Annotated in this window: 22 protein-coding genes; 15 read left to right on the top strand and 7 right to left on the bottom strand. The window is 65.5% G+C overall.

The window, feature by feature from the left end; genetic code table 11:
* Positions 1-32: 32 nt before the first annotated feature.
* Both HMPREF3097_RS03485 and HMPREF3097_RS03480 read right to left on the bottom strand, forming a co-directional pair.
* The gene (locus HMPREF3097_RS03485) at positions 33-1,943 is read right to left on the bottom strand and encodes a DUF2339 domain-containing protein (protein ID WP_246821246.1); all 1,911 of its coding nucleotides are present in this window, start codon (positions 1,941-1,943) and stop codon (positions 33-35) included.
* A 37-nt stretch (positions 1,944-1,980) separates the two neighbouring features.
* Positions 1,981-2,727 carry a DUF4232 domain-containing protein gene (locus HMPREF3097_RS03480; protein WP_070760972.1) on the bottom strand — a complete coding sequence of 249 codons (747 nt, stop codon included), beginning with the start codon at positions 2,725-2,727 and terminating at the stop codon, positions 1,981-1,983.
* A 156-nt stretch (positions 2,728-2,883) separates the two neighbouring features.
* On the opposite strand from HMPREF3097_RS03480, the gene HMPREF3097_RS03475 reads away from it, so the two are divergent.
* Both HMPREF3097_RS03475 and HMPREF3097_RS03470 read left to right on the top strand, forming a co-directional pair.
* Positions 2,884-4,053 carry an acyl-CoA dehydrogenase family protein gene (locus HMPREF3097_RS03475; protein ID WP_070760970.1) on the top strand — a complete coding sequence of 390 codons (1,170 nt, stop codon included), beginning with the start codon at positions 2,884-2,886 and terminating at the stop codon, positions 4,051-4,053.
* 182 nt (positions 4,054-4,235) lie between these two features.
* Complete coding sequence (locus HMPREF3097_RS03470; RefSeq protein ID WP_246821245.1) at positions 4,236-5,465, top strand: SulP family inorganic anion transporter; 1,230 nt, start codon at positions 4,236-4,238, stop codon at positions 5,463-5,465.
* Between the two features lie 79 nt (positions 5,466-5,544).
* Here HMPREF3097_RS03470 and HMPREF3097_RS03465 read toward each other — a convergent pair whose 3' ends face one another.
* Positions 5,545-6,252 (bottom strand): Rv1157c family protein, encoded by a 708-nt coding sequence (locus tag HMPREF3097_RS03465; protein ID WP_070760966.1) that lies wholly within the window; start codon positions 6,250-6,252, stop codon positions 5,545-5,547.
* A gap of 354 nt (positions 6,253-6,606) precedes the next feature.
* Between HMPREF3097_RS03465 and typA the strand changes: the two genes are divergently transcribed.
* The 6 genes from typA to dapC all read left to right on the top strand — a co-directional run bounded on the left by typA (position 6,607) and on the right by dapC (position 13,623).
* The gene (gene typA / locus HMPREF3097_RS03460) at positions 6,607-8,517 is read left to right on the top strand and encodes a translational GTPase TypA (RefSeq protein WP_070760964.1); all 1,911 of its coding nucleotides are present in this window, start codon (positions 6,607-6,609) and stop codon (positions 8,515-8,517) included.
* A gap of 74 nt (positions 8,518-8,591) precedes the next feature.
* On the top strand, positions 8,592-10,469 hold the full coding sequence (locus tag HMPREF3097_RS03455; protein ID WP_246821243.1) for an ABC transporter family substrate-binding protein: 1,878 nt from the start codon (positions 8,592-8,594) through the stop codon (positions 10,467-10,469).
* Positions 10,462-11,469, top strand: a complete 1,008-nt coding sequence (gene mshB / locus HMPREF3097_RS03450) for an N-acetyl-1-D-myo-inositol-2-amino-2-deoxy-alpha-D-glucopyranoside deacetylase (protein ID WP_070760962.1) — start codon at positions 10,462-10,464, stop codon at positions 11,467-11,469. Before HMPREF3097_RS03455 ends, mshB begins: the two co-directional genes overlap by 8 nt.
* Positions 11,462-11,962, top strand: coding sequence for a hypothetical protein (locus HMPREF3097_RS03445; RefSeq protein ID WP_070760960.1), 501 nt, complete (start codon positions 11,462-11,464; stop codon positions 11,960-11,962). Before mshB ends, HMPREF3097_RS03445 begins: the two co-directional genes overlap by 8 nt.
* A gap of 76 nt (positions 11,963-12,038) precedes the next feature.
* Complete coding sequence (gene fdxA / locus HMPREF3097_RS03440) at positions 12,039-12,356, top strand: ferredoxin (RefSeq protein WP_012359913.1); 318 nt, start codon at positions 12,039-12,041, stop codon at positions 12,354-12,356.
* Between the two features lie 97 nt (positions 12,357-12,453).
* Positions 12,454-13,623: a succinyldiaminopimelate transaminase gene (gene dapC / locus HMPREF3097_RS03435; protein ID WP_070760958.1), complete on the top strand. Its 1,170-nt coding sequence runs from the start codon at positions 12,454-12,456 to the stop codon at positions 13,621-13,623.
* Between the two features lie 104 nt (positions 13,624-13,727).
* On the opposite strand, the gene HMPREF3097_RS03430 is transcribed toward dapC, so the two are convergent.
* Positions 13,728-15,152 (bottom strand): amino acid permease, encoded by a 1,425-nt coding sequence (locus HMPREF3097_RS03430; RefSeq protein WP_070760956.1) that lies wholly within the window; start codon positions 15,150-15,152, stop codon positions 13,728-13,730.
* Between the two features lie 166 nt (positions 15,153-15,318).
* Between HMPREF3097_RS03430 and HMPREF3097_RS03425 the strand changes: the two genes are divergently transcribed.
* Genes HMPREF3097_RS03425 through HMPREF3097_RS03410 form a run of 4 tightly spaced genes read left to right on the top strand, consistent with a single transcriptional unit; the run spans position 15,319 to position 18,960 of the window.
* On the top strand, positions 15,319-16,197 hold the full coding sequence (locus tag HMPREF3097_RS03425) for an LOG family protein (protein WP_070760954.1): 879 nt from the start codon (positions 15,319-15,321) through the stop codon (positions 16,195-16,197).
* Between the two features lie 14 nt (positions 16,198-16,211).
* A complete protein-coding gene (locus HMPREF3097_RS03420; protein WP_070760952.1) occupies positions 16,212-16,556 on the top strand; it encodes a DivIVA domain-containing protein in 345 nt (114 codons plus the stop codon).
* 3 nt (positions 16,557-16,559) lie between these two features.
* Entirely contained in the window at positions 16,560-18,047 is a 1,488-nt protein-coding gene (locus HMPREF3097_RS03415; RefSeq protein WP_070760949.1) for a leucyl aminopeptidase family protein, read from the top strand.
* A 43-nt stretch (positions 18,048-18,090) separates the two neighbouring features.
* The gene (locus HMPREF3097_RS03410) at positions 18,091-18,960 is read left to right on the top strand and encodes a methyltransferase domain-containing protein (RefSeq protein ID WP_070760947.1); all 870 of its coding nucleotides are present in this window, start codon (positions 18,091-18,093) and stop codon (positions 18,958-18,960) included.
* A 193-nt stretch (positions 18,961-19,153) separates the two neighbouring features.
* Here the strand turns inward: HMPREF3097_RS03410 and HMPREF3097_RS03405 are convergent, their stop codons facing one another.
* Positions 19,154-20,764: a glycoside hydrolase family 32 protein gene (locus HMPREF3097_RS03405; protein WP_070760945.1), complete on the bottom strand. Its 1,611-nt coding sequence runs from the start codon at positions 20,762-20,764 to the stop codon at positions 19,154-19,156.
* A gap of 114 nt (positions 20,765-20,878) precedes the next feature.
* Positions 20,879-21,559 (bottom strand): O-methyltransferase, encoded by a 681-nt coding sequence (locus tag HMPREF3097_RS03400; protein ID WP_070760943.1) that lies wholly within the window; start codon positions 21,557-21,559, stop codon positions 20,879-20,881.
* Between the two features lie 185 nt (positions 21,560-21,744).
* Here HMPREF3097_RS03400 and sigE point away from each other — a divergent pair, with 185 nt between their 5' ends.
* Genes sigE through tatB form a run of 3 tightly spaced genes read left to right on the top strand, consistent with a single transcriptional unit; the run spans position 21,745 to position 23,459 of the window.
* The gene (gene sigE / locus HMPREF3097_RS03395) at positions 21,745-22,365 is read left to right on the top strand and encodes an RNA polymerase sigma factor SigE (protein WP_070761029.1); all 621 of its coding nucleotides are present in this window, start codon (positions 21,745-21,747) and stop codon (positions 22,363-22,365) included.
* Positions 22,366-22,375: 10 nt separating this feature from the next.
* On the top strand, positions 22,376-22,849 hold the full coding sequence (locus tag HMPREF3097_RS03390) for an anti-sigma factor family protein (RefSeq protein WP_070760941.1): 474 nt from the start codon (positions 22,376-22,378) through the stop codon (positions 22,847-22,849).
* 31 nt (positions 22,850-22,880) lie between these two features.
* Positions 22,881-23,459 (top strand): Sec-independent protein translocase subunit TatB, encoded by a 579-nt coding sequence (gene tatB, locus HMPREF3097_RS03385; protein ID WP_070760938.1) that lies wholly within the window; start codon positions 22,881-22,883, stop codon positions 23,457-23,459.
* 125 nt (positions 23,460-23,584) lie between these two features.
* On the opposite strand, the gene HMPREF3097_RS03380 is transcribed toward tatB, so the two are convergent.
* Positions 23,585-24,715, bottom strand: coding sequence for an Mrp/NBP35 family ATP-binding protein (locus HMPREF3097_RS03380; protein ID WP_070760936.1), 1,131 nt, complete (start codon positions 24,713-24,715; stop codon positions 23,585-23,587).
* Positions 24,716-24,831: the final 116 nt, after the last annotated feature.

Here is a 24,831-nt window from a genome sequence, read left to right as displayed (position 1 = left end):
GCGCTCGCCCGGGTTGCCAAGAAGGCTCAAGTTTAGTGGGGCGAGCGCTCCTTGGGGAGGAGCGGACCGATCGCGCCTGCTCCCAGGCACACATAGTTACCGTTCGCGGGGGTGGAGCGCTGCTGTGGGGCCGCCAGAACCTCGATCGTGTTCCCGCCCCCGGAGACCCGCACGTGTTGCTGGTTCAGTTCGGCGGGGACCGCGACCCGGTGCGCGCGGGCCAGGGAATCCTCGTAGCTTTCGAGCCCATTGGGGGTCAGGATGCGCAGCGTGACGGGGGTGCTCGCCGTGGTGTTCAGCACCCAGGTCCACTCGCCGAACTTCAGCGGCGCGCTGAGCTTGACCAGCGTCGGTTCGTTGAGGGGGATCCGCTGTCCGCATTTCTTGCCGTCTGGCTGCTCGTTGACCGCGAGTTTCAGGACGTCCGCGGCCACCAGCTTCCCCTCGTCGTTAAGGAACATGGGGCGTGGCGTCCCGGCTGATACGCCGGGCCAATCAGGCAGGGAGCGGGCGACCTCGCCGATGTCGACCCGCGGGCCGTCGTAGCGGTTCGCGATCATGGCCGGGACGGGTTGCGGCAGAAGCGGGGCGGGCGCGGCCCGCAGGCTGGACTTGACGGTGCGCAGCCACTCGGCGGTCTCATCGTCATGCCAGCTATCCAGGTAGCTGACGGTCGTGGCGGTGGAGGAGGCGATGAATCCCACGACGAGGACGGCCTGCACGATAGTGCGGGCATGCGGAGCCTGGGACTTGCCCTTGGTGCCATGACGGCGCGTGGTGCTTGTCCGCGGGTCACCATCAGCTGCCGCCGCGTGACCAGCGATCCGATGGTCGGGGAGCGCTCGGGCCTCCGCCTGCACGGCAGCCGCGGTGCACAACAGGACGGCCGCGGTGAAGGCATCGGCGTAATAATGCAGCGAGGCGGTGATCACGTCCGCCGTGTTGGCGCCAGAGCGGGCCAGGGCTAGGGCGAGGAAAACCAGCGCCAGGTAACTCAAGGAGAGTACCAGCCCGCCGGCCCGCAGCCGAGTGCCAACGGGCCCCTGGCCATGCCGGAAAAGCCACACCGCCACGAGTACGATGGCCCCGACCGCAGCGAGCCAGCCCACTGCAGCCGAGGGGGAGGCGAAGCTGCCACCAGGCGCCCAACGCTCAAAGCTCCACGGCCCACCGAGAACCCCGGGGAGAACTGCGTCCCGCAGCGCCCGCGGTACCGCGCCCCACACCACGGACCCCGACGCCTCCCCGTTGGACGGCGCAGTCCGCGTCACCGCAACATAGAGCACCGCCCACGCGGCGGTGACCAACCACCCAGGCGCAAGGGTGAGGACCCGCATGCGTCGCGACGCGACGTCCTGACACCAGGGATAGAGGAAGGACGGGAAGAACAGCGCCAATGCGGTGAGCAGGGGGAGGATGGAGAGCGCCTTTTCCGTGAACAGCAACCCGACGAAGACTGTGACAGCCACCGCAGCACCGCGCACTGCAAGCCGAGCGCGAGAAGACGGCCTCGTTCGGCGCAGCAGCAACAGCGCCACAGCGCAGGTGATTTGCCAGGCCAGCGCGTTGATGGCCGCCGACCACCAGCCCAGCGCAGCCCCCAGGAATGGGGAGAAACACAGCAGGGCGAGCACCAACGGGCGACCTCGAGCGACCCCACTGGCAGCCCACAGCACAGCAGACACAAAGGTGCCGACCACGATCAGCGTGGCCGACAGCCACCATTCCAGGGCGGCGATGCGGTCGACCGCTAGTTGGAGGGCGATCGCGCCGGGCATGAGGTGCCCGTCGTGGGAGAGGAAGAGTCCCGTGAACGAGAGCTGCTCCGGGGCGCCGTAGGTGGCGGGGATCAGGAAGTCATCCCAGTACAGGGTGCGGCCAGCCACCCGATATGCGCTGAGCGCGGTGGCGGCGAGAATGATGGCGAAAGTGGCGAACCGCACTGACCTCGCTGCGCCCATGGAACCCCCTGGTCAGCTGCTACTGGGCTGCGCGCACTGGCTGCACGGACATGTACTTATCCTTCCCGGTGCAGCCCTCGAGCCCCTTGAGCTCGATATAGGCGGAGCGAGTCTCCTCCGGCGGGTAGACGCGGATCCCGTCGGCGGCCTTCGGGCTGCACTCCTCAGGGTCCAGCGCCCCGACCTTCGTGATGCGGACGGAGGCGGTTGCGCGGTCTCCCGGCTGGAGGGTCACCTTGTCGGAATCGCCGGACTCCTCGCGATCGGCGCTGGCGCCGAGCTGCGTGCCGTTGTTATCGGTCACGAGGCTGACCCCGGGGTAGCCCTCGAGCGAGCACTCCTCGTCGCCAGTGTTCGTAAATACGACGTCCAGCAGGGTGCTGCCAGCCGCGCCCTGCATGTTGTCCGCGTCGATCTTCAGGTTAGGGGTGATGCACAGGCCATCGCGCTTGCGCTCGTCTTCCGCGGCTGCCAAGCCAGTGGAATCGGAGTCAGCAGTGGTGGTGGATTCGCGATCCGTCTGCGAGGACAGCGACTGCGGCTCGGCGTCCTCGGGGTTGTCGGAGCCCCAGCTGCAGGCAGCGGTCAGTGCTAGTGCTGCGGCGCCCAGCCCCGCAGCGGCGCGCTGGGCCCACCGGGAAGCGTGCTTGTCTGCGCGAGCGGAGGTGGCTGCGCCCGGCAACACGGCAGGATTCGCAGGGGCGGTGCCCTCATTACCTGGCTGGGATGCTGGGGTGGCGTCGCTATATGGCTGGGACTGAATCATGAATTTTAGGGTAACTGAGCTGCGGAAAAACCGAGAACCGGAAGGGCTAAAAAGTTGTGAAATCGTGACAATGCTGCCCCGGTGTCCCGTGGCGCGCTACAGTGTCAGATAGTTATCTAGAACACAATTCCTAAATGCAATTTGTGGAGGTCACCTATGGGATTCAACCCGGACTTCGAACCATTCAAGCTCCCTGAGGAGTACCAGGAGCTGCGCGAAGCCATCCGCGGCCTCGCGGAGCGCGACATCGCCCCGTACGCGCAGGACGTCGATGAAAATGAGCGTTTCCCGGAGGAGGCCCTCAAGGCGCTGAACGAATCCGGGTTCAATGCGATCCACGTCCCGGAGGACTGCGGTGGTCAGGGCGCGGACTCCCTCGCGGCCGTCATTGTGATCGAGGAGGTCGCCCGCGTCTGTGGCTCGTCCTCCCTCATCCCGGCCGTGAACAAGCTCGGCACCATGGGGCTGATCCTCAACGGCTCCGACGAGCTGAAGCAGGAAGTGCTCCCGGATATCGCCAACGGTGAGCTCGCCTCCTACGCGCTGACCGAGCGCGAGGCCGGCTCCGATGCTGGCGCGATGAAGACCCGCGCGGTGCGCGAGGGCGATGAGTGGGTCATTAACGGCTCCAAGTGCTTCATCACCAACGGTGGGCGTTCCTCCTGGTACACCGTCATGGCTGTCACCGACCCGGAGGCAGGGGCCCGGGGCATCTCCGCGTTCATGGTTCACAAGGACGACCCGGGATTCCGCGTCGGTGGCCTGGAGCACAAGCTCGGCATCAAGGGTTCCCCGACCGCAGAGCTGTACTTCGAGGACTGCCGCGTGCCGGCTTCCCGCATGATCGGCGAGGAAGGCACGGGCTTCAAGACCGCCCTGCAAACCCTGGACCACACCCGGCCGACCATTGGCGCGCAGGCTCTCGGCATCGCCCAGGGCGCGTTCGACCAGGCCGTGGCATATGTCAAGGAGCGCAAGCAGTTCGGGAAGGCCATCGCGGACTTCCAGAACACCCAGTTCATGCTCGCCGATATGAAGATGAAGATCGATGCTGCCCGGCTGATGATCTACACCGCAGCGTCCAACGCGGAGCGCGGGGTCGCCGAGGGTGGGGAGCGCCTGGGTCTGATGGCCGCCGGTTCCAAGGCCTTCGCCTCCGACGTCGCGATGGAGGTCACCGTCGACGCGGTTCAGCTGCTCGGTGGTTACGGCTTCACTCGTGACTTCCCGGTGGAGCGCATGATGCGTGACGCCAAGATCACCCAGATCTACGAAGGCACCAACCAGATCTGCCGCATGGTGATGGGGCGCCAGATTCTGGGCTAACACCGTAACAGGCGGCAGCCCACTGATCCGCCCCGGAGCGCAATACAGCGCCCGGGGCGGATTTTTCTGTTGCGCGTGGCAAGAGCTGAGCGTTTGCGCTTGGGGCGGACAGCATGAACCTCCGGGCTAGGGCTGCACCCCGGCGGTGGGGACCTGCTTTGCAGCCCGTTATGCTTAAGCGCATGCCACGTACCGTTCCCCAGGGGCCTCCGTACCAGTCGGTGGTGGGCTCCTTCCGCGAAGCATTCAGCAGTCGACAAAGATTCCGCACGGAGGTTTTGGCCGGGCTGGCTACCTCCTTCGCCCTGATCCCGGAGGTCATCAGCTTCGCGATCCTCGCCGGAGTGAGCCCCGCGGTGGGGCTGTTTTCCACGGTTGTGTTGTGCTTCGTCATTGCGTTCACGGGTGGGCGGCCGGCGATGATCACCGGCGCTGCCGGTGCCACCGCCCTGGTCATCGCACCCTTGGTGGCCAGCCACGGGACGGATTACCTCATCGTGACGGTCGTGCTGGCCGGCATCATTCAGGTGATCTTCGGACTGCTGGGTGTGGCCAAACTGCAGCGCTTTATCACTCCTGAGGTGATGGCCGGATTCGTCAATGCTCTGGGCATCATGATCCTCACCGCCCAGCTGGAGCACATCATCGGCGCCGATTGGCCGGTGTGGGTGCTCTTCGCGATTGGTATCGCGGCCCTTCTGATCTTCCCGAAGATCACTGCCGCGATCCCCGCGCCCCTGATTGCCATCGCGATCCTGACCTTGATGGTTGTGATCCTCAGCTGGCGGGTGCCTGATGTGGGGGACATGGGTGGGCTCACCGGCGGCTTGCCCGAGGTGCGCATGCCAGATGTCCCGTGGACCTGGGAGACCTTCTTCCTCGTGCTGCCTTACGCGCTGGGCTTCGCTGCCGTCGGGCTGGTGGAGTCGGTGATGACGGGCCAGCTGGTGGACGGTATGACCATGACTTCCTCTAACAAGACCCGCGAATGCTGGGGCCAAGGCGTGGCCAATATTGCCGCTGGCGCGCTGGCCGGAACGGGTGGCTGCGGCATGATCGGCCAGACGATGGTCAATGTTGAGGAATCCCACGCCCGCACCCGCTTCTCCTCGATCGCTGCGGGTGGGTTCTTGCTGCTGTTCATCCTTTCGCTGCACCAGGTCGTCTCTGCCATCCCGATGGCGGCGCTGGCTGCGATCATGGTCATCGTCTCTCTGAAGACGATCTCTTGGTACACCGTGAGCCCCAAGGGGCTGTTGCGGTTGCCTTGGCAGCACTCGCTGGTGATGATGTGCGTCTTCACCGCGACTCTGGCCACCAATAACCTCGCGGTCGGTGTGGTCTTGGGCGCTGCGGTGGGCGTAGCGCTCAAAAAGATCGCCCCCACGGAAAGCGGGGGCAAGGCCGCTTAGCTGTGTCCGCAAGCATGTGCGCCCGTGGCCCTTGGGGCCACGGGCGCTGTGCTAGCCGGCGATGGTCATCGCGGCTGTTTTAGCGGACGTTGATCATTGCCACGGTCGGGCTGAAACCACAGTTGGACGGGCCGGAGTTCTCTTCCACCGTGGTCACGCCGCCCTCAAGCAGGGCGAGGACGGTGCCCGGGCCGGTCTTTGCGGCGCCGTTGACGGTGCCCGGTCCCTTCGGGTTGATGCCGTTGTTACCCAGCACGGTGGTGCCAGTGCGGCCGTTGTTGATGTTCACCCAGTGGACACGCATCGGGATGGCCTGCTTCTTGGCCGCTGGGCCCGTGCCCAGTGCGGTGAAGACGAAGTTCACCTCGCCCGCCGCCACACCAGGCAGCGGCAGCGGTGCCGGGCCCGGAACAGCCATGGCGGTACCGACGGCCTTGTTCTTGCCATCGATGCACTTCATGGACACCGTCGGGAAGGCGAACTGGGTGAATGCCGGGCCGCCCTTCGGCAGGTAGACACCTGGGTCCTTGTCCCCATCGCCGCGGAAGAAGCCGACCACCGACTCCAGGGCGGACTTGGCCTTATCCGGCAGGCCAGGGGTGTTCGCGAACTGCTCGATCTGGTTCAGCACGTGCGGTGCCGGACGGCCGAGGTGATCGAGAGAGCCGACAGGGGCTGCCTGCGCTGGACTGATGACAGCCGTGGCGCTGAGCGCCATCGCGGCAAAGGTCGTGGCGGCGCGGCGGCCCCACGTGCGCTTGCGAGAAGAGGTGGCCTTGACGTTCATTCCGGGTGGTGCCTTCCAGTGCTGGTTGTGGATTATTTCGGGCCGGCAAACCTGGTGCTGCTCATCACCGCTCTACGGGCGACGGGCAGTCAGCGCTTGCACGCTTGTTGTTTGGTTTGGTTCACAATATCAGCACGGCGTGAAAAGTTGGGGAAAACGATAAAACTTTTCTGGCCGCCACCTGACCCCGGAAGCGGGGGAGTGCACAGGGGTGGCGAGCGCAGGGCGGGATAACGCATGCAGAAAAACTTCGAGGCATGTGGAAAAATAGTGGAGTCAACCGCGGCGCTAACATTGGCACCGTAGGAATAGCCAATCGCTCATAGTCAATATTTTTAAGGAAGCGTTGAACTAGTGACCCATACCGAGTTTCGAAACGTCGCCATCGTTGCGCACGTCGACCACGGAAAGACGACTCTCGTCGATGCCATGCTGCGCCAGTCCGGCGCCTTCGACCCGCACGCGGAAGTCGAGGACCGTGTCATGGACTCCGGTGACCTGGAGCGCGAAAAGGGCATCACGATCCTTGCGAAGAACACCGCGATTCGCCGCAAGGGACTCGGTAAGGACGGCTCCGACCTCGTCATCAACGTGATCGACACCCCGGGACACGCCGACTTCGGCGGTGAGGTCGAGCGCGCCCTGTCCATGGTGGACGGTGTGGTGCTGCTCGTCGACGCCTCCGAGGGTCCGCTGCCGCAGACCCGCTTCGTGCTCGGCAAGGCGCTGGCCGCCAAGATGCCGGTCATCATCTGCGTGAACAAGACTGACCGCCCGGATGCCCGCATCGACGAGGTCGTCGAAGAGGCGCAGGACCTGCTCCTCGAGCTGGCCTCCACCTTGGAGGACGAGGAGGCCATGGAGGCCGCCGAGTCCCTTCTGGAGCTGCCGGTGCTTTACACCTCCGGCCGCGAGGGTAAGGCGTCCACCGAGAACCCGGGCAACGGCAACGTCCCGAACTCCCCGGACCTGCAGCCCCTCTTCGACGTCCTGTACGACACTCTCCCGGAGCCTTCCGCCGACATCGAAGGCCCGCTGCAGGCCCACGTCACGAACCTCGACTCCAGCTCCTTCCTGGGTCGCATCGGCCTGGTCCGCATCCACTCCGGCGTGCTGCGCAAGGGCCAGCAGGTCGCGTGGATCCACTACGACGAGGAGGGCGAGCAGCACGTCAAGACCGCGAAGATCGCCGAGCTTCTGCGCACCGTCGGCGTGACCCGTGTGCCCGCCGAGGAGGTCATCGCCGGTGACATCGCCGCGATCTCTGGCATCGACGACATCATGATCGGCGATACTCTCGCCGACCCGGAGCACCCGAATCCGCTGCCGCGCATCGCCGTAGATGAGCCTGCGATCTCCATGACGATCGGCGTGAACACCTCCCCGATGGCTGGTCGTGGCGGTGGCGATAAGCTCACCGCCCGCATGGTGAAGGCCCGCCTCGATCAGGAGCTGATCGGTAACGTCTCCCTCCGCGTGCTGCCGACCGAGCGGCCCGACGCCTGGGAGGTCCAGGGCCGTGGTGAGATGGCGCTGTCCGTCCTCGTTGAGACCATGCGTCGCGAGGGCTTCGAGCTCACCGTCGGTAAGCCACAGGTCGTGACCCGCACCGAGAACGGTCAGCTCATGGAGCCCTACGAGAACCTCACCATCGACACTCCAGAGGAGTACCTGGGCAACATCACCCAGCTGATGGCCGCCCGCAAGGGCCGGATGGAGTCCATGGACAACACCGGCTCCGGCTGGATCCGCATGCACTTCGTCGTGCCTGCTCGTGGACTCATTGGTTTCCGTACTGTCTTCATGACCGAGACCCACGGCACCGGTATCGCCAACCACTACTCTGCGGGCTACCAGCCCTGGGCTGGCGAGATCAAGGGCCGCCCGACGGGTTCCCTGGTCGCGGACCGCACCGGCCAGGTCACCGCCTATGCGCTGATCAACCTCGCCGACCGCGGTCAGTTCTTCGTCGAGCCGGGCGCCGAGGTCTACGAGGGCGTCGTCGTCGGCGCGAACAACCGCGACGAGGACATGGACGTCAACGTCACCAAGGAAAAGAAGCTGACGAACATGCGCGCCGCGTCCGCGGACACGACCGTGACCCTGGCGAAGGCCCACGAGATGAGCCTCGAGGAAGCCATGGAATTCTGTGGCTACGACGAGTGCGTCGAGGTCGCGCCGGACGTCATTCGCGTGCGTAAGCTGGTCCTTAACGCAACCGAGCGCGCTCGCGCCCGGTCCCGCGAGAAGGCTCGTAACAAGTAATGTGCTCTTCGCCCGCGGCGGGGAGCCACCCGCACGGGCGTGATAGAGCGCAGTGGCGCTGACGGAGGTTGGTCTTGGCAGTTACTCAGAGGCAACCCCGTCAGCGCTTTTTTGCTGCCCTCGTGGCCACCCCGGTGGCGCTCAGCCTCGTGCTGGCAGGCTGCCAGGCCCGCCCCGGCGATGCCCCCACCGTGGAGGAGCCGGCCAAGCCCAAGGCCAAGGAGCCTAGCGAGGAAAAGAACGAAGACACTCCGGATTCGAAGCTGCGGGAGATCAACATTGGCGTCAATGAATTCGACGGCAACCTGAACCCGCACATCGTCGGAAACCTGGGCCAATCCACGATGGCGGTCGCTGATCTCACACTGCCGTCCGCGTTCAATCGCTTCGGCAACCGCTGGGTGATGAACAAGGACCTCCTGGTCAAGGTGGATGCCGATAACCCTGAGGCGCCGACCGAGGTGACCTACACCCTGCGCCCGCACGCCCAGTGGTCCGACGGCACCCCGATCTCTGGCAGTGATTTCCAGTACCTCTGGGATGAGCTGCGCACCCAGCGCATCGCGGAGAATGCTGCCCAATACAGCAAAATATCTGGGATCAAGGTCTCCGGGGGAGGCTCAAGGGTTCGCGTGAGTTTTAGCGAGCCGCAGGAAGGTTGGCGGCAGTTGTTCCGGCATCTGCTGCCGAGCCATATCTATCGGGCTGAGGGGCAGCAGTTCGCCACGATGATGAACGAGCGATCGGTGGCCTCGGGCGGAGCTTATCGGGTTCACGCAGTAGACGCTGGGCGCGGTGTCATTGAGCTGCAGCGCAACGACCGCTACTGGGGATCAGCCCCTGCCGCCACGGATAAGCTGGTCCTCCGGGCGGTCCCGGATGTTCACACGGGGGCGCAGATGCTGCGTTCCCGGCAGCTGCAGATGTACGCCTCCTACCCAGCGGGGCTGGCGGCGCTGACCCTCGGCGAGGTGCCGGATGTCCGCGGCACCCAGCGGGACCGGAAGGTCCAGCTGAACTTCGCTCTCAATCTCGATTCGGAGCGGATGAACCAGATGGCTGTGCGCCGCGCAGCCTTGGCGGCGATCAAGCCAGACACCGTGGCGCAGATCGTCTCCGGGAATAGGGACGTCACCCCTCCGGAATGGGGTGAGCGACCCACCGAACAGATGCCGGACGAGGCCCGGGCTTTGTTCGACGAGCGCCCCTTCACCATCGCCGCTCCCAATAACGACAAACAGGCGGCCATCGCCGCCCGCACGATCGCTGATGAGCTCAGCCGCAACGGGATCAACGCCCAGGCTCTGACTGTGGATGCGGAAAATCTGCTGGAGGAGATGATCCCCGAGGGGGAGGTAGACGCGTCGGTGCTGTGGGGGCGCACCCCGGATACCCCCACGGACGTGGCCAACCAGTTCTCCTGCGTCCAGCCGGAGACGCTGCGTCAGGCTGAGGAACGGGCTGCCGAGGATAAAACGTCGGGCGAGGACAGCAAGTCCGAGGAGTCGACCGTCAGCTCCGCGACCAGCGAAAAGGCCACCGAATCCGACAAGGCGAGCTCGTCACAAGAACCTGGCGAGACGGAGGCCACCCCGTCGGTGGAGCCGGCGGAAGGGTCCCCGCAGCGAACCTTCGGCGCGAACATCACGGGCCTCTGCGACCCGGCAATCGACGAAGCCATCGCCGAGGTGCGCGACGGTGAAGATTCCGCCGCAGCTATCGAGCAGGTGAACGCGCTGGTGCAGAACCAGTCCGTGCTGTTGCCACTCTTGCGCGATGAGCAGTACTACGCTGCGAGCCCAGAGTTCGTGGGCTCCGACAAGCCCGTCGAGCAGTGGCCTTTCGACCCCTATAGTGGAATTTTTTTCGGCGGTGCCCGCTGGACGCGCCAGGACGTGGCGGAACCGACGACGGCAGCCCCAGAACCGGAGGTACCACGTTCAGATGACTAAGCCCGCCACCCACGCGGCACCGCGCCGGGTGATGTTTATCCACGCCCACCCGGATGATGAATCCTTGTTTACCGGCCTATTGGTGGCCGCGAGCTCCCGGGTAGGTGCGGAGACTTCCGTGCTGACCTGCACGCTCGGTGAAGAAGGGGAGGTGATCGGGGAGAAGTACCAGAACCTCACCTCCGAGCACTCCGACCTGCTGGGCGGTTTCCGCATCGGGGAACTGCAGCAAGCCCTTGAGCACCTCGGGGTTCAGCAGGGCCCGCAGTTCCTGGGTGGGCTGAGCCGCTGGCGGGACTCCGGGATGGCGGATACCCCGACGATCCGGCACCCCCGCGCCTTCGCCGGGGAGTCGGAGGATAACTGGGAGCTACAGGTTGAGCAGCTGCTCGCGGTGCTCCGCCGTGAGCGCCCGGAGGTGCTCGTCACCTACGGCCCCGACGGCGGCTATGGGCACCCCGACCACATCCGAGCCCACCGGGTGACCCACGAAGCAGTCCGCCGACTCGTGGACGCGGGCGAGGAGGCCGCCCCGCACGAGATCTGGTGGGCCGTCACTCCGGCAGAGGCATTCCACGCGGCGATGGCGGGCGCGGAGGTGCCGGAAGGCTGGCGTAAGGCGGAGGACGGGGAGGTCGCGCTGGTCGCGGAAGAGTTTATCGACGCCTTCGTCCAGGGCGCGCCCGAGGACGTCGCGGCCAAGCGGAAGGCGATGGCGGCGCACGCCACGCAGTTGTGGGTCGCCGACGGTACTCGAACGGACGTCAACCCCGAAGCTCGGGACGTGGTCACGCCGACGGGGGAGTACCTCTTCGCGTTGTCGAACCTCATCAGCCAGCCGATCCTCCCCGTCGAGGGTTATCAGTTGGGCTGGGTGAAGAACGCTGACCCAAACACAAACAGACAGATCAGTCTGCTACACTTTGACTTCGTGGTTCCCAGCAACGGGACCGCCCAAGAACACGGTAACGACGGGAAGGTACGGGGTGAGAATGGCTGACAACGCGACAAGCCAAAACCACCGTGCCGTCAATCCCGAAGAGACACGCCGGAGCGAGCCTCATTGGGGAGACCCGAACCGCAGTCAGGTGCGCCGTGACACCACCCGCCGCGAACGGATTGCGGGGATCGCCTGGCTGAGCGTTGGGGCTGCCTTCGGGCTCTTCGTCTCCGTGCTCTACCTGGGCAGCCGCATCAGCATCGGCGAGGTGAGTATTCCGTTGCCTTGGACGATCGTGTTCGCGGGAGTGTTCAACTGGATCATCACCAAAACCGCGCTGCTGTGGACCCCGAATAAAGCGATCGCTGCCATCCCCACCTGGATCTGGCTGGCGGGATTCATCGCGCTGCTGCTGTGGCCTGCCCTCAGCTCCAGCGGGGATACCTTGATCCCGCAAAGCATCACCACGCTCGGCCTGCTCGCAGCGGGGCTGCTGGGTGGCGCGATTCCGGTCATGTATATCGACCCCACGGCCGATCGTGATTCGAATTGAACCCGCCCGAGTGACAGAATAAAGAGATAAGTGCTTAGCCGTTAGCGCTAGACCCGATAGTGCATAAGGGAGAATAATGACCTACACGATTGCGCAACCATGCGTCGACGTCCTGGACCGCAGCTGCGTCGAAGAGTGCCCAGTGGACTGCATCTACGAAGGCAAGCGCATGCTGTACATCCACCCAGATGAGTGCGTGGACTGCGGCGCGTGTGAGCCGGTCTGCCCGGTCGAGGCCGTCTTCTACGAGGACGACATCCCGGAGGAGTGGGAAGAGTACAACGACGCCAACGCGGCGTTCTTCGACGACCTGGGCTCCCCGGGCGGTGCTGCGGCGCTTGGCCCGCAGGACTTCGACGCCCCGATGATCGCGGCCCTGCCACCCCAGGCCTAAGTGGCTGGAAGGCCGGCCTTCACAGTGTCGGCCGCGTGCCCGGCTCCCGGTGCTTCTGGTGGGGCACCGGGAGTTTTTCAATGAGGAGAGTGAACCCGTGACTCGACGGTCACCAGCTTTTCGCACCCCCGCCGCCGAGCGGCTTCCAGCGTTTCCCTGGGACACTCTGGCTGAAGCGACGCAGCGAGCTGCCGCCCACCCCGACGGGATGATTAACCTCTCCGTCGGAACGCCAGTCGACGACGTCCCCCCGAACGTCCAGCTCGCGCTGACGGAGGCCGCGTGGCAGCCGGGCTACCCGCCCACCGAAGGTTCCGCTGAACTCAGGGAAGCCATCGTGGCCGCGATGGCCCGACGCTTCGGTGTCACCGGGCTCAGCGAGGATGCCGTGGTGCCGGTGATCGGCACCAAGGAGGCGATCGCGAGCCTGCCGATGGACCTCGGCATCCATGCCGATTCGCTGGTGGTCATCCCAGAGCTGGCGTATCCGACCTATGAGGTCTCCGCGAAACTCGCGGGCTGCCGGGTGCTGCGCGCTGATTCGCTGCTGAAATTGGGGCCCGAAACTCCAGCCCTGATTTACCTCAACTCGCCCGCGAACCCGCACGGCGCAGTGCTCGGGGTAGAGCACCTTCGCAAGGTCGTGGACTTCGCCCGGCAGCGCGACTGCATCGTTGTCTCCGACGAGTGCTACCTCGGCCTGGGGTGGGAGGCCACCGAGGTGGCCGACGCGCCCGTCTCCATCCTCGATCCGCGGGTCTGCGATGGCGACCACCGCAACCTGATCGCGGTGCATTCGCTGTCGAAGACCTCCAATATGGCCAGCTACCGCGCGGGCTGGCTCGCAGGTGACCAGGAGCTCATGGCTGAGATTCTCGGGATCCGGAAGCACGCCGGGGGCATGGTGCCGGGGCCGATCCAACGCGCGATGATCGCGGCGCTGAGTTCCGATGATTTCGAAACCCTGCAGCGGCAGCGCTACAGGGAGCGCCGTGAGGTGCTGCTTGCCGGGCTGGCCGCTGGCGGTTTCACGGTCGAGCACTCCGAAGCCGGGCTCTATATCTGGGCCACCGAAGGCCGGGATGCGTGGGAGACGGTGGACCGGTTCGTGGAACTTGGCATCCTCGTGGCTCCGGGGCACTTCTATGGATCCGCCGGAGCACAGCATGTCCGGGTGGGGCTGACCGCTAGCGATGAGCAGATCGCCCAGGCCGCCCAGCGTCTCGCCGCGCTGGGTGAGGGCGCGGTGGGTGAGGGCGCGGTATAGATTCAAAGAAAACGGCCTCGGAAGCACCATTTTGTGCTTTCGAGGCCGTTGACTTTTCTTGCCACGTGAGACGCCCCAGGAGGGCCCGGGGCGCCGGTGATGTTCTAGAGCGTCATCTCCTCGTGGTCCTGGGCAGCAGGGTTAACCTTGCCCACGATGTAGCCCAGTGCGGAGAGCGCAGCGAAAGCGACGGCCACGGTGATGACCTGGCCTCGGGCCGAGGGATCCCACAGCATGAGGATGGTGAGCCCCAGCAGCAGGGCAACGGTCAGCCACGGCAGGAACGGGTAGCCCCACATCCGGACCGGCATCTTGCCGCGGGCCTCGAGAGCCGGGCGCAGCTTGATTTCGGAGAGCACAATCATCACCCAGATCACCAGCAGCGAGCCGCCGACGGCGTTGAATAGGATGCCGATCAGGTTCTCTGGGCCCCAGACCTGCAGGGTCACCGAGAGGAAGGCGAAGAACAGGGATGCCCACACTGCCGGGATCGGAACCTGCTTGGAGTTCGTCTTCCGGAAGATCTTCGGTGCGTAGCCAGTGCTACTGAAGCTGAACAGCAGGCGGGAGGTGGCGTAGATCTGGGCGTTACATGCCGAGAGCAGGGCCAGGACGATGACGATCTCCATGAGCATCACAGCACCCGGGATGTTCGCCAGCTCCAGCACGCGGGTGAAGGGGGACTCTGCGGCGGTCTCAGCGTCACCCAGGGTGGAGTACGGAAGCAGGGCGGTGATCAGGAAGACCGAGCCCAGGTAGAAGACGGAGATGCGCCAGATGACGGCGCGCACGGCGGAGGCAATGGAAGTGGTGGGGTCCTTGGCCTCGGCTGCGGCGATGGTCACGATCTCGATTCCGCCGAATGCGAAAGCAACAGCGAGTAGGCCGGCAGCCATGCCGGAGATGCCGTTCGGCGCGAAGTCGCTGAAGTGGGAGAGCCCAGGGCTCTCGAAGCTCGGGAAGAAGCCGAAGAGCAGGCCCAGGCCGATGACGAGGAAGATGACGATGACCGCGACCTTGATGAACGCGAACCAGTACTCAAACTCGCCGAAGCCGCGCACGGCGGTGAGGTTGACGATGGTGAAGAAGACGACCGCGATCAGGCCAGGAATCCAGCCATCCACGCCGAACCACTTACCCATGATGGCGCCGGCGCCGGTGATCTCGGCGCCCATGACCATCACGAGCATGAAGTAGTACAGCCAGCCGAGCGAGAAACCCGCCCAGTTACCGAATGCCAGGCGGCCATAGGTGGCGAAAGTGCCGGAGGCCGGGCGCGCGGCCGCGAGCTCGCCCAGCATCTGCATCACGAAGATGACGATGACACCGGCGACGATGTAGGACAAGAGGACAGCAGGGCCGGCTGCTTCGATGCCGACGCCTGTTCCGAGGAACAGGCCGGCACCGACAGCGGAGCCGAGGCCCATCATGGTGAGGTGTCGGGTTTCAAGCCCCTTGCCGAGGGCGGAGCCACTCTCTGGGGTTGCCGCTGTGGTGTCGGCAGCCGACTGAGTATTGGGGGAATTCATGTATGAATTAGACCATATTCACGCGCGCGTCAGACAATGAAGTCCACTTCTTTGCCCACTTCCAGGCCTGCGGGGGCGCGCACTGCACCTGTTAAGGGGGAATGCTGGCCGTGCCAGGAGATTGTCGGCGGCCACGTGTCCTGGGTCACCGTTAAGATGAGTAGCGATGACTACTGAAGACCCCACCCCCAACTTTCCGGCCACAGATTCGGCCAATCTCTCCGATTTTCGTTTCCGTGGGCCCGTTCTGTACCGGGGGACTCCGGACTCAGAGCCGAAGGACTCCACGACCGACCAGCGCCTGCTTCAGCCCCAGGACAGCACCGACTGGTTGCACACGGATCCGTGGCGCGTGATGAGGATCCAGGCCGAGTTCGTTGACGGCTTCGGCGCGCTCGCGAAGATCCCGAAGGCGATCACCGTCTTTGGCTCCGCACGCGTCCGGGAAGACCACGAGTACTACAAGCTTGGCCAGCAGATCGGCACGCTGATCGCCCGCAGTGGCTACGCCACGATCACGGGCGGTGGTCCAGGCCTGATGGAGGCCGCGAACCGGGGTGCGGCAGATGCGGGCGGGCTCTCCATCGGCCTGGGCATCGAGCTGCCCCACGAGCAGCGCCTCAACGACTGGGTGCAGCTGGGTATGAACTTCCGCTACTTCTTCGTGCGCAAGACGATGTTCCTGAAGTACTCCCAGGCCTTCATCTGCCTGCCTGGCGGTTTCGGTACCCTCGACGAGCTCTTCGAGGCTCTGGTGATGGTTCAGACCCAGAAGATCCAACGCTTCCCGATCATCCTCGTCGGGACGGAATTCTGGGGTCCGCTGGTGGACTGGATTAAGGAGCGACTCGTCGAGGAGAAGATGATTTCTCCCGAGGACGTCGACCTGATTCACCTCACAGACGACCCCGAGGACGCCATGGAATTTTGCCACCGTGCGCACGATAAGCACACCGAAAGCTTGAAGCGCCGCCGCGAGGACCTCGAACGCGAGCGCGGTCGAATCGAGGAGGAGCTGGAGATGCTCCGCCGGGAGCAGCCCTAGGAGAAACCCCAAGGATGTACTGGATCTTTTCGATCGCCGGCGCGGCACTTGTCGCGGGGCTTCTCGTTTACCTGGTGGGGCGCGTATTCGGCCCGGGGGAGTACACCGGGCCGCGAGCAGACCACCCCGCCGAAAGGCAGGCAGCGGAGTTCCGCGCGAATTGTGAGCTCACCGGGGCGAACCTACGGCAGGTGAAGTTCACCCGCTCCCTCCGCGGGTACGACGCGGCCGAAGTCGACGCCCTGCTCGAGCGGCTCGCCACCCACCTCGGCGACCCAGGCCAGCCGGGCGACTATAAGCAAGCGCCCCCAGCCGCCGGGGATAATAAGGAAGATAAACAAGCAGCAGAAAGGGCATAAACCGTGGCTCCCATTCCCAAGATTCCGCAGGCTGTACCCGAGATCACCTTCGGCGCGCCCGTCGAGGGAACCGAAGTGCTGAATGTGCGCTTCGACGCGGATCGCGAGCCTGCCCGCGGAGTTGAGATCAGCGCGAACGGAGAACCCGTCGAATGGGTCGTGGGGCTGCCTGATGCGCCCACGCGGGCATCTGACTTTTCCGAGCACAGCGACTTTCTCGACGACGGCTGGCGCGCCCGCGGGGCGCAGGTCATCCGCCACATGAACCAGGTCGTCGCAGGCCACCCGGTGCGCTCCAAGCGTCATCTCGTCCAGCTTCACCTGCCCGCCAATATCAAGCCGCGCCAGCTACGCTCCCTCATCATCGGCGCGATCGTGGGTGGCCACGAGTTCGTCACAACGAATGAGAAGCGACCCGGTGCGGTACGCAACCTCCACCTGGCATGGGACAACCCGGCGCACCGCAGCATCGACAATCGCACGAACCTGGGGCTGCGCCGCGCGGTGCGCGACGGCGTGCAGCTGGGTAAGGCAACCTGCCTGTCACGGGATCTGGCTAACGCCCCCAGCAACGTGAAGTCCCCGGAATGGCTGGCTAAGCGCGCGAAGAAGCTGGTCGGGAACATCCCGGGCGTCAAGGTGAAGGTCCGCGACGCCGAGTGGCTACGTAGCAAGGGCTTCGGCGGCATCATTGCGGTGGGCTCCGGATCCTCCCGGCCGCCGGTCATGGTGGAGATGGTGTGGGATCCCGAGAGCATCGGCTTGCCACAGCGCCGCAGCCCCATCGCCATGGTCGGCAAGGGAGTGACCTTCGATACCGGTGGTATCAGCATCAAGCCCGCCGCTGGGATGGATCTCATGCGCACGGACATGACCGGCGGGGCGAGCGTCATCGCCGCCTTCCGGGCGCTCGCGGAAGGACAGGTGCCGCGCAAGGTCGTCGCGATCGTCCCGATGGCGGAGAACATGGTCTCCGGGGACGCCTACCGGCCGGGAGATGTCGTCGAACACTACGGTGGCATTACCTCCGAGGTGACCAACACCGACGCCGAGGGCCGCATGGTCCTGGCCGACGCGATCAGCTACGTGGCCAAGAAGTACGAGCCGAATGCCATCATCTCCATCGCCACGCTCACGGGTGCCGCGAAGCTGGCCCTGGGCCTGCGCACGGGAGCGGTGTTCGCGCCCACCCCGCAGGTAGCGCTGAAGCTCGCGCGCCGGGGTGCCCAGGTCGGTGAGCAGTGGTGGCCGCTGCCACAGCCGAAGTACCTGGAGCAGGCGGTGGATTCGAAGATCGCGGATGTCCGCCAGGCTCCGAAGGGGCCGGGTGCGACCACTGCGGCGATGTTCCTCCGCCGGTTCACCCGCGGGGTCGACCTGATCCACCTGGATATCGCTGGTCCGGGTCGCGCGGAGCAGACCTACGCGGAGGTCTCGCCGGTCGGTACCGGGTTCGGTGCCCGCACACTTGTACAGTGGTTAGCCAAATAGTTTATAAAAGAAGTTCTTGAGGCTTGAATGAAGGAGCGCGACTGTGCTTTCTGATGTGATTGATCTGCTGGCGGACCCGGTGGACGGAACCGCGCTGTCGGCTGGTGACGCGCAGTGGCGAACCCTCGTGTCCGACTCGGGGCATAGCTACGACATCGCCCGCCAGGGCTACGTAACGCTGGCCGGCGGGGCCGGGCTTCGTTACTCCGGCGATGACGCCGCGATGATTAGCGCCCGCGAAACCTTCCTCACCGGCGGGCACTTCGCTCCCTTCGTCGAGGCCGTCACCCACAAGGTGGAGGACGTGCTGGACGACGCTGGGGTCGCGCCGAGTAGCCACCCAGGGCTGGTGGAGATCGGCGCAGGAACCGGTTACTACCTGAGCCACGCGCTCGACACCATCGAAAACTCCCGCGGCGTGGGCATCGACGTCTCCACCGCGGCGGTCAAGCGCCTGGCTAAGGCCCACTCCCGCATTGGCGCTGTCGTCGCGGACGCCTGGTCGCGACTGCCGATCCAGGACGAGTCCGTGGACGCCATCATGGTCGTCTTTGCCCCGCGCAACGCTGCCGAGTTCGCCCGCATTCTGAAGCCGGGCGGGGAGGTCGTCGTCCTCACGGCGGACGCCGGCCACCTGCACGAGCTACGCGAGCCACTGGGCATCATCGAGGTTGAGGAGGGCAAGGTCGAGCGCATGATCGAGCAGGCCTCCGGCCACCTCACCCCGGTCGGGGAGTCGGAGACCGTGGAGTTCGCGATGACCCTCGACCAGGATTCCATTGCCGCACAGATCGGCATGAGCCCGTCCGCGCGCCACATTCACTCCAAGGTGCTCGCCGAGCGCATCGAGAACCTGCCGCCGCAGATGAACGTCACCGCGCGCGCGAAGATCACCCGCCTCGCGAAGGCCTAACGCGAGCAGCAGGGGAGAGGCAAGCCCCCTTGCTGGCGCTCACACTGTTGCCGGCGCCTCTCCGCGGCACGCGCGCTCACCAGCGGCCAGCCACGTCAGCGCCCCACAGCAAAGCTAAAGCCCGGGCAGGGAACACGCGTTCCCGCCCGGGCTCTGGCATTGCTCACGCAGAAAGCCGTGGCAGATACCCGCTTTAATCCAGATCCAGCAGGTCGTCGATAGCGCCGGCCTCGATATCCCGATCGGCTTGCGCAGAATCTGCGATGATCTGCTCCTGAGCGGCGGCCGAGTTCAGACCCGCGTGCAGGCGCTGCAGCTGGCGGCCCAGGGTGACCATCGAGACTTCGGTGCGGGCCCCGCCGGTCGCGGTGACCTTAACGTCACTGACCGGTACCGCCGCCGAGATGCTGCTCGTCAGCGTCGCCGCACCTCCATCGGCGTAGACCTCGCACAGCGGGCCGTCGATGAAGACGGTGAGCACGTCGGCCTCCGGGTCTGCGAGGGACGCGGTGCGGGTGTCGCCTTCGCGGGTGACGGACACCGCGTCCTTGGTGTAGGTGATCAGCGCGATCTCCCCGCCGTCCATGTTGCGCACGCTGAGCTCCACCTTTCCTTCGCCTGGAGCAAGCTGTCCAGTCCAGATGAGCCCGAAGTCGGAGAAAGCGTGCACGGCTTGCGGGGCGCCAACGATGTCCTGGTACAGCGACCCGTCCAGCAGGGTGAGGGCGCGCGGCGTGGATAGGCAATTGGCCCAGTCCGCGCCGGTGCTGGCGTCCGGGTGGGCGCCCACCAGGCCAATCAGCGCGGGGGTGTCGCCCGGGATGATGCGGGGGCGGGTCAGGTCGTGGCCGTGGTCCAGGACGCGGAACTCACCCTGGGGCCGGAAAGTGACCTTCCCTGCGGCGGGGGTGTCGATACGTCCGACGAGATAGCCGGTGACCTCGTCGCCCTCGGCCTTCCAGGTGCCGTCGTCGCGGTAGGTGAGGATGAGGACGTGGTAGTCCTGGCCATCGCCCTGGTCGGTCATCTTGACCAGACGCGGGGCGAACGGGCGGGATGCGGGCAGGGACACATCGCCGTCGATCTCGACCGCACCGGCCACGCGCCAGCGCTGACGGTCCTCGGAGAGAAGCCAGACGATCTCGGCGTCCTCGTCGTTGACGAGGTTCAGAGCCAGCATGCCCCAGCTATCCTCGCCGAGGGGGACCACACTCGGGGTGACCAGGTCAGCGACCGGGTGGGCGGAATCGTCGACGTCGATGGGGCCCAGGCGACGCACGCCGGCGGCCACGGCCTTCGGGTCGTCGGAAACTTCGTTGAGGGTGGCGAGGTTGTCGATCTGGGCGCGTTGGATGCGGAAGGTACGCGCGCCACGGCGGCCATTCGCGACCTGGCTGCCCAGCAGTTCTTCGCGCTTGGCGCCCGCGTCGCGTGGCTCGGAGGTGACGAAGATCAGCTCAACGGTCTCCGGGGTGCCGTCTGCGGCCGGGAGGGTGAGGGCGGAACCCGCGAGGACGTCCAGCTCCTCGCCCTCGGGCTTGAGGACGTCGTCGTTGATGTCCCAGTCGTAGGGGATGTGGGAGGCGGTGACGTGCGCCCACCGCGAGCCGTTGCTGCGCTTCGTGCGGAACTGGTGGAAGACGTGGATCGCGCCATCGGCGAAGACGGCTCCCGCCGGGGCCTCGAGCACACCGCGTTCGGCGGTGATGTGAAGCTCTGGGGCCTGGTGGGGGAGCTCCGCGTCAGTGCCTGCAAGCTGCGGGTTGACCGGCGCGGAAGTGTGTTCTGCGGAAGGGTTAGCCATGACCCCGTTTATACCAGCGGATTGCGTGCGAGGCAGGGCGGAGTTCGCCCAGCTAGCGCCTGCCCGGAGGCTGCCGCCGGTGGAAAGAGGGGAGCCGTGGGGGCGAAGGAGGGACTAGTGCTTTGTGATGATGGTGGCGCCGGCGCCGACGGGCAGGTGGGCGGCGGTCACGCCGTCCAGGCTCGTGATGTACTCGTCGGCCTCGCGGGCACAGACGGACTGGCGGTCGGTGCGCTCCGCGTCGGCGAGGGTGCCGTCCAGCAGCGTGTCCAGCAGGAGGAGGACGCCACCGGAACGAAGAGTGGGGAGGGTGGCTGCCACGGTGGCCTCGATGTCCTCGACCGCGCACTCTGCAATCGCGAGGTCGTAGCTGGTGGAGGCGAGCCGTCCGATGACGTCCAGGGGACGGCTGGGTAGGAAGCGGAAGCCGTTGCTAGCGATGCCGATCTGCTTGAAGGCATTCTTCGCGAGCTGCTGGTGCTGGACCTCAGGCTCGATGCAGGTCAGGTGCGCCTGGGTGGCGCCGGCGGCGTAGAAGCCACGGAAGAGGTGGGAACCCAGCAGGCCACACGCTGGGGACATGATGATCCCGGTGGGGGTGTGGCCGCCCAGCGCCGCGCGGCCCGCGGTGTTGGCCGCGAGGAACCGGAGGAGTTCTGCGGTCACGGCGTCCGGGACGAGCAGACCGAATTCGCGGGCAGCTTCGGCCGCGGCGGCGAGTGCCTCATCGGCAGGGGTGGTCTGCTCGACGTAGGACTTGATGGCGTTGATGCTGGAATTATTTGCAGAGTTCACGATTGTCGAGACTATGGCACGGGGACTTGATTTGGGTTCAAGACATGCCTGATAGGGCGGGGTTTTTAAGGAAATAGAAACGCTTGTTAATCACTGTGGCCAAAGTGGGGTGGCGGCCAAAGTTCACAGCGTTTCCCCAGTCGGAAACTACCCCGCAGGGAACTCCGCATGACATGCTGAAAAACATGACTCACTCGAACGCCAGCCCCCACCCCCAGGCTGACGGGCAGGTAACGAGCCCTGCCACCACCGCCGCATTTGATGCCGGCGAGGCTGAGATGCCCTCCTGGTCCGAGCTGGTGGCCGAGCACGCTGATCGCGTGTACCGGCTGGCATATCAGCTTTCTGGCAATCAGCAGGATGCCGAGGATCTGACCCAGGAAACCTTTATGCGGGTGTTCCGCAGCCTCAAGCACTACCGTCCCGGCACTTTTGAGGGCTGGCTGCACCGCATCACCACGAACCTCTTCCTGGACATGGTGCGCCACCGATCCAAGATTCGGATGGACGCGCTGGAGGAATACCCGGAGTATTGGACCCCGGCCGCCTCCTCGGAGCCCACGCCTGAGGCTGCCTTCGAGCTCAACCACCTCGACCCTGCCTTGGATGCGGCGCTGGCCGACCTGCAGCCGGAGTATCGTGTGGCGCTGGTGCTACGGGATGGTCTGGACATGAGCTACGACGAAATCGCCGTCACTCTTGGCGTGAAGTTGGGGACAGTGCGCTCCCGCATCCACCGCGCTCGTGCGCAGATGAAGGTTAGGCTCGTGGAAAAGCAGGGTGAATTGCACTACGTCGGATCCTAAGGTGGGAGCTATGGAGATCGGTCACTTGGGGCCGGAGGCCATCGTCGCCCTCGTGGATGGGGAACTGAGCCCCCGCGCGGCTGAACGCGCGCGCATTCATCTCGTGAACTGTGCGGACTGCCGCCGTGAGGTGCTGTCCCAGCGCGAGGTTGCCCAGGCGATGCGTACCGCCATGGCGCAGCAGCACGGCCCGGGCCACACGGTTGAGCACGAGGGCCAGGGGCTGCCCGCCGCACTGCTGTCGCGCTTGGCGGCGATCCCGCAAGACTCGGTCGATCCCCAGGCGGCTGCGCGAAACGGTCAGAACACGCGTGCCGCTGGTGTCGCCGCTGCTGGCGACCGTGGCCGAGCGGGTGCGCGCAGTGGGGGAGATGGCGCCGAGCAGAAGCTGAATTTCGATATCGCTGGCCGGCGATTCCCGCGCACGCTGGCGGCGAAAATCGAGCTGTTCATTCACCAGCTTCGCGACGCCAGGAGGTCTTAAGTCCGCTTGTCCGGTGGGCTAAAGTGGAGGCGTGTTTTCTTCCATCAGTTGGTTCAACATCCTGGTGCTGCTGATCATCGGGCTGATTGTTATCGGCCCGGAGCGGCTGCCGGGGATGATCAAAGATATCCGCGCGGTGGCGTTGGCCTTTCGCAACCTCGTCAACGACGCGCGTCGCCAGCTGGATGAGGACTTCGGCCCTGAATTCAAGGAATTCCAGAAGCCGCTGAGCCAGATCAACGAGTACCGCCGGATGGGGCCGCGCGGGCTGGTAACCAAGGCTCTCTTCGATGGGGACGACGCCTTCTTCAACGACCTGGAGAACACCGGCCGCCAGTTGGCCGACTCGGTGAACTCGGTGACCAATCCGGCCGGGCACACCAGCGCCGAGCGCCCCTCCTCACAAGCCCCGCTGGCCGGCTCCCAGGCAGGGGCGGGGGACCAGGGCGCAGGGAGCGCCTCCACCGCGGCGGCTTCGGCCAGCTCTGCCGGCCAGGGAGCACCGGGCGGTACTTCGGGGAGCACGCCGAGCCAGCAGCCCCAGCAGCCCGCGGCGGGGGAGCGCACTGCGCCGCCACGGGCAGCCGGGGTGTGGGACGACGTCCTCTAACGCCCACTGGGAGCCCTAGCCGGGAGTGCCGTGCACTTTAGTTGCTCCGCTAGAGCACTGTGGGAAACCGAAACGCCCGCTCGCTGAAGATTCAGCGAGCGGGCGTTAGCCGTTGAGTCCAAAAGCTACTTGCGGGTGACCCCCAGGCCGAGGGACTTGCCGGCCAGGGAGGAACGCCGCAGCGCCAGGTGATCGGCGATCGCGCCGAAGGCCTGAGCTGCCTCAGAGTTCGGCTCTGAGAGGGCGATCGGGTTACCCAGGTCGCCGCCAATGCGCAGGTTCGGGTCCAGCGGGATCTGGCCCAGCAGCGGCACCTTCGTACCCGCGATCTGCGACAGGCGATCGGCCACCAGCTGGCCACCACCGGAGCCGAAGATCTCGTTCTTCGAGCCATCCGGCATCTGCATCCAGCTCATGTTCTCGATCACGCCGCCGATGCGCTGGCGGGTCTGCTGCGCGATGGAGCCCGCACGCTCCGCGACCTCCGCGGCAGCCGCCTGCGGAGTCGTCACGATCAGCAGCTCAGCGTTCGGCACCAGTTGCGCGACCGAGATCGCCACGTCGCCGGTTCCCGGCGGCAGGTCGAGCAGCAGGATGTCCAGGTCGCCCCAGAACACGTCGCCGAGGAACTGCTGGATCGCACGGTGCAGCATCGGGCCACGCCACACGACCGGGGAGTTGTCGCCGACAAAGTGGCCGATGGAGATCAGCTTCACGCCGTGCGCCTGCAGTGGCATGATCATCTCGTCGACCTGGTGCGGCCGGTCGGTGCTGCCCATCATGTTCGGGATGGAGTGACCGTAAATATCGGCGTCGATCACGCCGACCTTCAGGCCACGGCGCTGCAGGGAGACCGCCAGGTTCACCGTGGTGGAGGACTTGCCCACACCACCCTTGCCGGAGGCCACAGCGTAGACGCGGGTCGTGGAGTCCGGCTGCGCGAACGGGATCACCGGGTCGGCGGCGTCGCCGCGGACGAGCTTGCGCACCTCGCGGCGCTGCTCGTCGCTCATCACGTCGGTGGTGACGGTGACGTTCTCGACGCCGGCCACGCTTTCTGCGGCCTTCCGCGTTTCCTCCGTGAGGTGGGACTTCATCGGGCATCCCGCGATGGTGAGGTAGATCTCGACAGCCACGTCGGCGCCGTCGATCTCGATGGACTTCACCATGCCGAGTTCGGTGATCGAGCGGTTCAGCTCGGGATCCTCGACCTTCGACAATGCGTTGCGAATATCAGATTCTTGAACCATGGGCATCGCCTTAAATCTGCTTCTTTACCTATAAGTGTTTTCGAGGGTCTGGGTCACAAAAACTGACCCTCAAGCCAATAAGCCACTGTACCTTGGGCGCGGTCGCTTTATTCAACCTCGGC

It is taken from the genome of Corynebacterium sp. HMSC27B11, assembly GCF_001815985.1.
Classification (GTDB): Bacteria; Actinomycetota; Actinomycetes; order Mycobacteriales; family Mycobacteriaceae; genus Corynebacterium.
Note: the sequence above shows the minus strand (reverse complement) of the source record. Positions and strands in the feature narration are given on the sequence as shown.